The organism is Micrococcus sp. R8502A1 (assembly GCF_006704135.1).
GTDB classification, from domain to species: domain Bacteria; phylum Actinomycetota; class Actinomycetes; order Actinomycetales; family Micrococcaceae; genus Micrococcus; species Micrococcus luteus.
The window spans coordinates 1-10,346 of the sequence record NZ_VIGS01000070.1 but is presented as its reverse complement, the minus strand read 5'-3'; the positions used below and the strand labels follow the sequence as shown (position 1 = coordinate 10,346).

9 protein-coding genes and 1 riboswitch are annotated in these 10,346 nt (G+C 71.8%); of the genes, 7 read left to right on the top strand and 2 right to left on the bottom strand.

Going from position 1 to position 10,346, the window contains the following annotated elements:
* From FLM69_RS10400 to FLM69_RS10380, 5 genes are all read left to right on the top strand, one after another.
* A partial coding sequence (locus tag FLM69_RS10400; protein WP_141844156.1) for a transposase occupies window positions 1-428 on the top strand: 428 nt, incomplete at its 5' end.
* Window positions 429-447: 19 nt separating this feature from the next.
* Window positions 448-1,635, top strand: coding sequence for an Nramp family divalent metal transporter (locus FLM69_RS10395; protein WP_082836663.1), 1,188 nt, complete (start codon window positions 448-450; stop codon window positions 1,633-1,635).
* 218 nt (window positions 1,636-1,853) lie between these two features.
* Window positions 1,854-1,970: riboswitch (glycine riboswitch) on the top strand.
* A 161-nt stretch (window positions 1,971-2,131) separates the two neighbouring features.
* Window positions 2,132-5,068: an aminomethyl-transferring glycine dehydrogenase gene (gcvP, locus tag FLM69_RS10390; RefSeq protein ID WP_141844154.1), complete on the top strand. Its 2,937-nt coding sequence runs from the start codon at window positions 2,132-2,134 to the stop codon at window positions 5,066-5,068.
* 13 nt (window positions 5,069-5,081) lie between these two features.
* Window positions 5,082-6,248 carry a glycine cleavage system aminomethyltransferase GcvT gene (gcvT, locus tag FLM69_RS10385; protein ID WP_141844152.1) on the top strand — a complete coding sequence of 389 codons (1,167 nt, stop codon included), beginning with the start codon at window positions 5,082-5,084 and terminating at the stop codon, window positions 6,246-6,248.
* A gap of 117 nt (window positions 6,249-6,365) precedes the next feature.
* Window positions 6,366-7,199 carry a thermonuclease family protein gene (locus tag FLM69_RS10380; RefSeq protein WP_134415958.1) on the top strand — a complete coding sequence of 278 codons (834 nt, stop codon included), beginning with the start codon at window positions 6,366-6,368 and terminating at the stop codon, window positions 7,197-7,199.
* 11 nt (window positions 7,200-7,210) lie between these two features.
* Here FLM69_RS10380 and FLM69_RS10375 read toward each other — a convergent pair whose 3' ends face one another.
* Window positions 7,211-7,894 (bottom strand): response regulator transcription factor, encoded by a 684-nt coding sequence (locus tag FLM69_RS10375; RefSeq protein ID WP_100056586.1) that lies wholly within the window; start codon window positions 7,892-7,894, stop codon window positions 7,211-7,213.
* A 151-nt stretch (window positions 7,895-8,045) separates the two neighbouring features.
* Here FLM69_RS10375 and FLM69_RS11400 point away from each other — a divergent pair, with 151 nt between their 5' ends.
* Window positions 8,046-8,219, top strand: coding sequence for a hypothetical protein (locus FLM69_RS11400; protein ID WP_166795239.1), 174 nt, complete (start codon window positions 8,046-8,048; stop codon window positions 8,217-8,219).
* A gap of 21 nt (window positions 8,220-8,240) precedes the next feature.
* On the top strand, window positions 8,241-9,500 hold the full coding sequence (locus FLM69_RS10370; RefSeq protein ID WP_101967249.1) for a sensor histidine kinase: 1,260 nt from the start codon (window positions 8,241-8,243) through the stop codon (window positions 9,498-9,500).
* A gap of 249 nt (window positions 9,501-9,749) precedes the next feature.
* Here the strand turns inward: FLM69_RS10370 and FLM69_RS10365 are convergent, their stop codons facing one another.
* Window positions 9,750-10,154: a hypothetical protein gene (locus FLM69_RS10365; protein WP_241251948.1), complete on the bottom strand. Its 405-nt coding sequence runs from the start codon at window positions 10,152-10,154 to the stop codon at window positions 9,750-9,752.
* Between the last annotated feature and the right edge of the window lie 192 nt (window positions 10,155-10,346).

Sequence of the window (10,346 nt, the reverse complement as noted above, 5' to 3'; positions counted from 1 at the left end):
CGCTGGTCAGCCTGATCACCCCCGGCCAGGCAGGGGACTCCCCGATGCTGCTTCCTCTTCTGGAGCAGCTGCGCGTGACCCGGCCAGTAGGGCGGCCCCGGACCCGCCCCGAGGCCGTGCTGGGCGATAAGGCGTACTCCTCCCGGGCGATCCGCACCCACCTACGCGCCCGTGGGATCAAAGCGGTCATCCCCGAACCGGCCGACCAGCAGGGCCACCGCAGACGGCGCGGTGCCCGCGGCGGGCGCCCCGTCAGCCTCGACGCGGCCGCCTACAAGGGCCGCAACGTCATCGAGCGCCAGTACGCGCACCTGAAGCAGTGGCGGGGCCTGGCGACCCGGTATGACAAGTACGCGATCATCTACAGGGCCGCTGTGGTCCTGAATGCTGTGATCGCATGGTCAAAACGATTGTCAGACATGCCCTAGTCGTTTCGGTCCGGGGCTAATCATCGCCGCGTCCTTCATCGGGCCGGGGACCATCACAACCTCCATCGTTACCGGTGCCGAGCAGGGATTCGTCCTGGCCTGGGCTGTCGTCTTCTCAATTTTGGCCACCATCGTCTTGCAGGAGATGTCGGGACGGCTGGGCCTCGCGACCCGCATGAGTCTGGGACACGCTCTGCGCGAGGTGTTCTCCTCGGTGCCGGCACGACTTGTCATGGCGATCCTCGTCGTCGCGGCGATCGGCATCGGAGGGGCGTCCTACGCCGGCGGTGACACAGTCGGCACCGCCCTCGCCTTGACTAGTGTGACCGGACTCAGCCAGCCCGTGGTCGTCATCGGGATCGTCCTCACGATCGGCGTTCTGCTCTGGACGGGCAGCTACAAACTGATCGAGCGGGTGCTGACCGTCATGGTCGGGTTATTGGGGCTGCTGTTCATCGTCACTGCTGTCCTAGTTCAGCCTCCGATCGGCGACCTCTTGATGGGCATGTTCGTTCCCCGGCTGCCACCCGGCACGGCGTTGCTGGCGGTCGCACTGATCGGGACCACCGTGGTCCCTTACAACCTCTTCCTGCACGCGAGTTTGGTGCAGGAGAAATGGGGGCCGGGTCTGGATTCGCGGGAATCTCTCCGAGCGGCGAGGACGGACACGGCGGTGTCGATCTCCGTCGGAGGTGTAATCACTCTGGCCGTGATGGCGACGGCGTTCGGCGGGATGTACGTCAAGGGCATGCAGGCCGAGACCGGTCGGGACCTCGCGTCCGCCCTGGAGCCCCTCCTCGGGGACGCGGCTGGCTGGGTCTTCGCGGCGGGCATGTTCGCGGCCGGGTTCACGTCCGCCGTAGCCGGCCCGCTCGGCGCGGCGTACGCGATTGCCGGCACACTGGGCCAGGACACCGATCTGCGCAGCGTCCCTGCTCGCATCGTGTGGGGCGCAGTCCTTGCGATCGGTGCCGTCATTGCCCTGACGGGCACGAATCCCACGGAGGTCATCGTTATCGCACAGGCGGCGAACGGGCTTCTCTTGCCCATCGTGGCCGTATTCCTGATGGTCGTGATGAACAGTCGTCGGCTGATGGGTTCGCATCGGAACGGCCCACTGGCCAACGCCCTGGGAGGGCTTGTCTGTCTTGTCGTCATCGGGCTCGCGGTTTACCAGCTGGGCGGGCTTGCCGGGCTGTGGGATTGAGGCCCGGCGATGAGGCGCGCCGCCGAATGACGTCCCTTACCGACTGTCGTGAGCCGACGGCATGCGACTGAGCCATTCCTCCCGTCACCCGTTTCCTGAACGAAAGCGCTTCGACACGCCGCCGTTTCATCAACGAAAGCCTTCGACACGCCCCGTCCGGCCCCTCCCGGGCGCCCTGTGACGCGGCCTACACGTGTGGGATACTGACGGCACGCCGCATGCCCCGCGCGGGAGAGCGTCGGCGCGCGTCCTGCCCCGGCCGGCCGCGTGAGCAGGCCGCCGAAGGAGCAAACCCTCCCCGGGAATCTCTCAGGCATCCGTACCGCGTGGGGTCAGGCGCTCTGGAAAGCGTCTCCCTCCGCCGCGCCCGCGTCCGGACCGAGACCACCGACGGTGCAAGCCGCCCGCCCGGGCGTCGGAAACTCTCAGGTCCATGACAGAGCGGGGAGGAGCAGACCCACGCCGTGACCGCGGCAGGATCCCCCGGAGGTACCCCGTGACCAGCCCCCAGACCACCGAGAGCACGACCGCGCTGCCGCACGCGCGCGTCGAGCCCAAGGACACCGCCTCGGCCCCCTTCGTGGCCCGCCACATCGGCCCGCGCCCCGCGGACGTCGAGCACATGCTGCAGACCCTGGGCTACGACTCGCTCGAGGCCCTCGTGGACACCGCCGTCCCCGCCGGCATCCGCCAGCCGAAGCCCCTCGAGCTGCCCGCCCCGCTGACCGAGTCCGCGGTCCTGGAGCAGCTGCGCGAGATCGCCGGCCGCAACATCATGAAGACCCAGATGATCGGGCAGGGCTTCTCGGACACCGTCACCCCGGGCGTCATCCTCCGCAAGGTGCTGGAGAACCCGGCCTGGTACACGGCCTACACGCCGTACCAGCCGGAGATCTCCCAGGGCCGCCTCGAGGCCCTCCTGAACTACCAGACGATGGTCCAGGACCTCACCGGCCTGGACATCGCCAACGCCTCCCTGCTGGACGAGGCCTCCGCCGCCGCCGAGGCCGTGCTCCTGATGCACCGCACCAACCGCCGCAGGACCGACGGCGTCACCCTCCTCGACGCGGACCTCTTTCCGCAGACCCTCTCCGTGGTGCGCCTGCGCGCCGAGGCCGTGGGCATCGACGTGCGCGTGGCCGACCTCTCCGCAGGCATCCCGGAGGACCTCCGCGCCGAGGTCGAGGAGAAGGGCCTGTGCGGCGTCGTGCTGCAGCAGCCCGGCGACTCCGGCCGTATCCACGACCACGCCGCCGTCATCGCGCAGGCCAAGGAGGCCGGCGCCCTCGTGTCCGTCGCCGCGGACATCCTCTCCCTCGCCCTGATCACCCCGCCCGGGGAGCAGGGCGCGGACATCGCCGTCGGCTCCACGCAGCGCTTCGGCGTGCCCCTGTTCTTCGGCGGCCCCCACGCCGCCTACATGGCCGTGAAGGAGGGCCTGCAGCGCAGCATGCCGGGCCGCCTCGTGGGCGTCTCCCACGACGACGCCGGCAAGCCCGCCTACCGCCTCGCCCTCCAGACGCGCGAACAGCACATCCGGCGCGAGAAGGCCACCTCCAACATCTGCACCGCCCAGGCGCTGCTCGCGATCGTCGCCTCGATGTACGCCGTCTACCACGGCCCCCAGGGCATCGCCCGCATCGCCCGCCACGCCCACGCCCAGGCCGTCCGCCTGGCGGAGGCGCTGCGGGCCGGCGGCGTCGAGGTCGCCGAGGAGCACTTCTTCGACACGATCACCGTCCGCGTGCCCGGCCGGGCCGAGCAGGTCCTGCAGGCCGCCGAGGAGAACGGCGTGAACCTGCGCCTGGTGGACGCGGACACCCTGCGGATCGCAGCCGATGAGACCACCGTCGACGCCGACCTCGTGGCCGTCCTGACGGCGTTCGGCCTGGACGCGGGCTCCCTGCCGGCCTCCGCGCACGAGGGCGCCGTGGCCACCCCGGCCGTGCCGGAGTCGCTGCGCCGCTCCTCCGCGTTCATGACGCACCCGGTGTTCAACACCCACCACTCGGAGACGAAGATGCTGCGCTACCTGCGCCGCCTCTCCGGCTACGACCTGGCGCTGGACCGCACCATGATCCCGCTGGGCTCGTGCACCATGAAGCTCAATGCCACCGCGGAGATGGAGGCCATCTCCTGGCCCGAGTTCTGCTCCATCCACCCGTTCGCGCCCGACCACCAGACCGAGGGCTGGCGGTTCCTGATCGCGGACCTCGAGGCCAAGCTCGCCGAGATCACCGGCTACGCGGGCGTCTCGGTGGCCCCGAACGCCGGCTCGCAGGGCGAGTTCGCGGGCCTGTGGGCCATCCGCCAGTACCACCTGGCCCGCGGTGAGGGTGAGCGGGACATCTGCCTGATCCCGGCCTCCGCCCACGGCACCAACGCGGCCTCGGCCGTGCTGGCGGGGCTGAAGGTCGTCGTCGTCGCCACCGCCGACGACGGCACGATCGACGCCGCCGACCTGGACGCCAAGATCGCGGCGAACGAGGGCCGCATCGCGGCCATCATGATCACCTACCCCTCCACGCACGGCGTCTACGACGCCGACGTCAAGGAGGTCTGCGCCACGGTGCACGCCGCGGGCGGCCAGGTGTACATCGACGGCGCCAACCTCAACGCGCTCGTGGGCCTGGCCCAGCCGGGCGAGTTCGGCGGAGACGTCTCCCACCTGAACCTGCACAAGACGTTCTGCATCCCGCACGGCGGCGGGGGCCCGGGCGTGGGCCCCGTGGCGGTGGGCGAGCACCTCGTGCCGTACCTGCCCTCCCGCGAGGCCCTGATGACCGCGGCCCCGCACGGCTCGGCCGGCGTGCTGCCCATCTCCTGGGCCTACATCCACCTGATGGGCGCCGAGGGCCTGCGCTCCGCCACCGCGCACGCGCTGCTGGGCGCCAACTACATCTCCCGCCGCCTCGCGCCCCTCTACCCGACGCTGTACACGGGCAACGACGGCCTCGTGGCGCACGAGTGCATCCTCGACCTGCGCGAGCTCACGGCCCGCACGGGCGTGACCGCCGAGGACGTGTGCAAGCGCCTCATCGACTACGGGTTCCACGCCCCCACCCTGGCGTTCCCCGTGGCCGGCACGCTCATGGTGGAGCCCACCGAGTCCGAGGACCTCGAGGAGATCGAGCGGTTCATCGAGGCCATGGAGGCCATCCACGCCGAGATCACCGCCGTCACCCCGGAGACCGTGGCGGACTCCGTCCTGCGTCGCGCCCCGCACACCCTCAACGTCCTGATGGCCGACGAGTGGGATCGCCCCTACTCGCGCGCCCAGGCGGGCACGCCGGTGCCGAGCCTGCGTCTGGACAAGTACCTGCCGCCGGTGGGCCGCATCGACGGCGCCTACGGCGATCGCAACCTCGTGTGCTCGTGCCCGCCGCCCGAGGCGTTCGAGGGCGCCGTGGCCGACACCGCCGACGAGGACTGAGAGGATCACCCCCATGAGCGATTCGACGCGCAACTCCCCGCTGCACCCGGTCCACGAGGCCGCGGGCGCCACGTTCACGGACTTCGGCGGCTGGAACATGCCCCTGAAGTACGGCTCCGAGCTGGCCGAGCACAAGGCCGTGCGCACCTCCGCCGGCCTGTTCGACCTCTCCCACATGGGCGAGATCCGGGTCACCGGCCCGGAGGCCGGGGCCATGCTGGACCACGCCCTCTCGAGCGTGCTCTCCACGTTGAAGCCCGGCCGCGCCAAGTACGCCCTGTGCCTGACGGACGCCGGCACCATCCTCGACGACACGATCGTCTACCGGATGGACGACGGCGAGGCCGGCTCCGAGCCCGACTACCTGGTGGTGCCCAACGCTGGCAACATCGCCGCGGTCCACACCGCGCTGAACCAGCGGGCCTCGGGCTGGGACGCCGTCGTCGAGGACGAGTCCTCGACCACCGCCCTCGTGGCCGTGCAGGGCCCGCAGGCCGAGAGGATCCTCGCCCGGGCCATGCCGGAGGCCGCGGCGCAGCTGGCCGAGCTGAAGTACTACGGCCACCTGACCCTGACCGTGCCCACGGACGCCGGTGACGTCATCGCCGTCGTCGCCCGCACCGGCTACACCGGTGAGGACGGCTTCGAGCTGTTCCTGCCCGCCGCCTCCACCGCCGAGGCCGGCGACCGCGGCTCCGCCGTGTGGAACACGATGCTCTCGGCCGCGGACGAGGCGGGCGTGGAGCTGACGCTGTGCGGGCTCGCCTCGCGGGACTCGCTGCGCCTCGAGGCGGGCATGCCGCTCTACGGCAACGAGCTGGACACCGGGCACCAGCCGCACGCCTCTGGCGTCGGCTTCGCGGTGCCCGCGAGCAAGGAGGCCGACTTCGTCGGCCGGTCCGCGCTGGTCGGCAAGGACGACGTCGAGGAGGTCGTCGTGGGGCTGCAGGGTGCGGGCCGGCGTGCCGCCCGGCACGGCTACGCCGTGCTGGACGAGTCCGGCGAGCGGGTGGGCGAGGTGACCTCGGGCGCCCCCAGCCCGACCCTCGGACACCCCATCGCCCTGGCCCGCGTCCGCCGTGACGTGGCCGCCGAGGGCACGTCCCTGCAGGTGGACCTGCGCGGCCGCGGTGAGCCGTTCACCGTGGTGGCCACGCCGTTCTACCGCCGGGAGCGCTGAGCCCGACGCAGCCGTCCCTCGGCCCGCCGCTCGGCGGTCCCGGGGCCCTTCGCTAGACTCGGGCTCCGGGCCGTCGTCGCGGCCCCCCGTCCCGCCGTCCACCTGCAGGAAGTCCGCATGACTCACGTCGCCGCCCGTGCCCGGGTCCCCCTGAAGGGGCTGCTGGTCTTCCTCGCCGTCGCCGCCGTCCTGCTCCTGCTGGGCATCGTCACCGTCCTCCGCGGCGTGGCCGCCGACGCCGCCCGCGTGGACATCGTCACCGTGCTGGACGGCAACACCGTGGTGGTGAACCAAGGCGGCACCGAGCGGACCGTGGTCCTCGCCGGCGTCACGAGCGCGGGCCGCAACCCGGAGGGCCTCAAGGTCGGCCCCAACCTCTGCATGGGGGAGGAGTCCTACTCCTGGCTGCGTGATCGGCTCCCGCAGGGGGCGACCGCGAGCATGACCACCTCGGACGAGGGCGCGCCCGAAGGGATGGAGAGCGCGGTCATCTCGATCGGCGGCGGCACCGTCAACGTGGCCATGGCGGAGGCCGGCATGGCCGCCCCCACGGATGTCGCCGTCGGCAAGCGCCTGGCGGAGGAGATCGCCCAGGCCAATCAGGAGGCCGTGGGTCGCGGCGTGGGGCTCTACGACATCGAGGAGCCCTGCACGTACCAGAACCGGCTCTACGAGGCCCAGTTCGCCCTGGAGCAGATCCCGGAGGACGCGGAGGCGTCCCTGACGAAGATCGACGAGCGAGCGGTGGAGTACGCGGCCGGCCTGGACCAGGTGCGCCTGGTGCAGCAGGAGATCCGGGCCCTCGACCCGGAGAACGGCACGTTCGCCGACCTCGCCTACGGGCCGGCCAAGGAGTCGCTCCTGGCCGAGGCGGACCCGGTGGTGGAGCACGGGATGCAAGTCCTGAAGGACCTCAACACGCGGCGCAACGAGATCGCGGCCCGTGGCTGACCCCGCCGCGCTCAGTCCAGGGCGAGGGTGACGAGCCCGAGCTGGGCCGCCCGGATGATCAGCTGGACGCGGTCGCGGACCTCCAGCTTGGCCATGATCCGCGTGAGGTTGGCCTTGACCGTGGACTCGGAGACGAAGAGGTTCGCGGCGATCTCCGGGTTCGACTGACCCCTGGCCAGCAGCCGCAGCACGCCCAGCTCCCGCTCGGTGAGGTCGGAGCCGTCGGGGCTGCCGGGCTGCACCGAGGTGGGGCCCACCGTCGGCCGGTCCCGCTCGATCGAGGCGAGCAGCTTGGTCGCCACGGCGGGGGAGAGCACGGACTCGCCGCGATGGACGGCCTGAATGGCGCCCAGGATGGCCGGCGGCTCCGCGTCCTTGAGGAGGTAGCCGCCCGCTCCGGCGCGCAGGGCCGGCACGAGATAGTCCTCGGACGTGAACGTGGTGATCGCCAGGACCCGGATCGCGGGGTGGGTCTCCTTGATCCGGCGTGTGGCCTCCACCCCGTCCATCAGGGGCATCTGCATGTCCATCAGGACCACGTCCGGCTCGATGGCGGCGCACGCCTCCACGGCTTCGACGCCGTTGGCGACCACACCCACGCAGGTCATGCCGGGGGCAGAGTCGACGAGCACGCGGAGCGCGCCGCTCATGAGCGGCTGGTCGTCGGCGATCAGGATGCGCAGCTCTTCGGACACGCAGGTCAGCGTAACCGGTGCTGTGGCGCATGCCACCTTGTCGGCGTCGGGGCGAGGCCGGGGTGCCCGCCGGCCGTCATCTGCGCCATGCCGCGGCGCGGCCTGTGCGCGGCGTGCACCATTTGTGACGGGCGTCATACATACTGGGGCCATGAAGACTCGCGCTCTCCTCGCTTCCGCTCTCCTTCTCGCCTCCACCCTCGTCGGCGCTCCGGCCGCCGCCGCCTCGGCGGCCTCGGCCGAGGACGACGTCGTCACGCCCCTGGGCCTCTCCAAGGGCACTGCGGAGTGGACCTGTCGCCACTTCGGCATCTGGTGCGACTGACCCCGGGTCGGTCCGCCCCTGATGCCTGATTCGAGCCCATCGATCCCCTCCGTCCGGAGCGGCGCGCCCTCCCGGGCGCGCCGCTCCTCGTCGTGGCGTCAGCCGCGCAGCCTGCGGTGGGGCGCGTTCTGGGCCGCGGCGCCGCTGAGCCGCGTCTATCTCGCCTTCGGGTCGGCCTTCCTGCTCGCCTCGACCGCGTCCGACATCGGTCTTTTCGGCCCGGGCCACGGCGCCATCCCGGTCCTGGACGGGATCGCCATCGCGTCGGCGACCAGCGCCTTCCTCGCCCAGTGGTGGCGCAGCACGGTGGGCTTCGCCCTGCTCCTGCCCGGGGCCGTCGCGACCGTCGTCGGCGGTTCCGAGGTGCTCTTCGCCGTCGTCGCGCCCGTGGTCCTCGGGGCCGTCGCGGCGACCGCCCGTTCCTGGGGGTTCGTCGTCACGGCCGCCGTCCTGGCACTGACCTGGGGCGTCGCCCAGCCGTTCGCGGTGGGTCAGTCGAACGCGACGTGGTTCATCCTGCTGCTCATGTCCATGGGCCTCGGCGGCGGGCTCTTCATCCGCGAGAGCTTGGCCCGGCGGGAGCGGGATCGCCGCCGGGTGTTCGAGGCGGAGGAGCGGGCCCGGCTGGCCGCCGAGGCCGAGCGTCGCTCCCTGGCCCGCGACCTGCACGACGTGGTCGCGCACAACCTCACGATCATCTCGATGCAGGCTCGGACGGCACGCTACCTCGGCGCCCCGGAGGCGGCTCAGGGCGTGCTGGACGTGGTGGGGGACTCCGCGAAGGACGCGCTGCGGGACCTGCGGCGCATGCTCTCCATCCTCCAGGAGGACGGGATCGTGGACCCGAGCGGTGAGCCGGGCGCCGCGGGGGGCGCGGACGGGGCGACGTCCGCGGATCCGGTGCTGTCCGTGGCCCAACTGGCCGAGGAGCTGCGCAGTCTCGGAATGACGGTGGAGACGGACGTCCGCTGCGACCAGAACGCGATGCCGATCTCCGTGCGCTCCACCCTGCACCGGGTGCTCCAGGAGGCCACCACGAACGTCGCCAAGCACGCCGGCGAGGGCGCGCGCGTGTGCATCGAACTCCGCGACGCGGGGCCGGACGTGGTGCTCGAGGTGGAGAACACCGTCACCGAGCGGTCCGGCCCGCCGCAGTGGAACTCCTCCGGTGTGGGCCTGAACTCCATGCGGGATCGCGTGGCCACCTTCGGCGGCACGATCGAGGCCGGGCCGGGGGGCTGGGGGTGGCGGGTGCGCGCGGTGCTCCCCAGGTCCGTCTGACGAGGCCGACGCCGTCGCAGCGGCGGACCAGACCCATGTGACCTGCATCACATCAGGGCCCGAAAGTCTGCACCTTCCGCCACTGTCGGGGGCGCCGTCGTCCCTCCTAGAGTGGGTCATGCCCCATTGAGACGGTGCACAGTGCGAATCACGAGCCGGGATACATGCCTGAGGGGATGCGGGCCCCGGACGCGGTTCCGAGAAGGACGATGGCCATCCGGCCATCGTCCTTTTCGTTGTCGGGCGTGCTCAGGCCGGCTCGGCGGGCGACGGCTCCGGGGTGACCGTGCGGACGAGGGGACGGGCCGCCGTCCGGCCCAGGGCCATGAGCACGGCGGCCGGGAAGCCGATCACCGGGATGAGCATCGGCAGGATGCCCGCAGCGCCCTGCGTGAGCACCACCAGGCCGTAGAGCATGCCGATCAGCGCGTATGCCAGCACGTGGACCCACTGGTTGAGCACGTGCCGGAACGCCCAGTTCACGAGCAGGCACAGCGGCAGCCCCACCACCAGCCCGGCGACCCCGACCACCGTCAGCAGCGGTGTCAGGCTGCCAAAGGCCTGCAGGCCCGGGACCACGGCCAGGATCGCCACCACGGCGGCCATCACGAGGTTGGGCAGCAGCCAGGCCACGAGGAACCCGTTCAGTCCCATGCGCAGCTGCGGGCGGGGGCCGGAACGGGCCGCGCCCGCAGCTGCGCATGGGACTGACCGAGGTCCTCGTGGCCCGGCGGCCCCCCCACCTCGTGATGGCCGCCGGGGTGGCGGACCCGGGCCTGGGCCCTGGCCCGCAGGCCGGTCGCCGCCGGCCACCGCGGCCGCCGGCGGCCGGGGCCGCCGGGCTGG

What these genes read in the sequence shown, in the direction of transcription:
- gcvT (WP_141844152.1), top strand. Translation starts at nt 5,082, where the DNA reads ATGAGCGATTCGACGCGCAACTCCCCGCTGCACCCGGTCCACGAGGCC.
- FLM69_RS10380 (WP_134415958.1), top strand. Translation starts at nt 6,366, where the DNA reads ATGACTCACGTCGCCGCCCGTGCCCGGGTCCCCCTGAAGGGGCTGCTG.
- FLM69_RS10370 (WP_101967249.1), top strand. Translation starts at nt 8,241, where the DNA reads ATGCCTGATTCGAGCCCATCGATCCCCTCCGTCCGGAGCGGCGCGCCC.
- FLM69_RS10365 (WP_241251948.1), bottom strand. Translation starts at nt 10,154, where the DNA reads ATGGGACTGAACGGGTTCCTCGTGGCCTGGCTGCTGCCCAACCTCGTG.
- FLM69_RS11400 (WP_166795239.1), top strand. Translation starts at nt 8,046, where the DNA reads ATGAAGACTCGCGCTCTCCTCGCTTCCGCTCTCCTTCTCGCCTCCACC.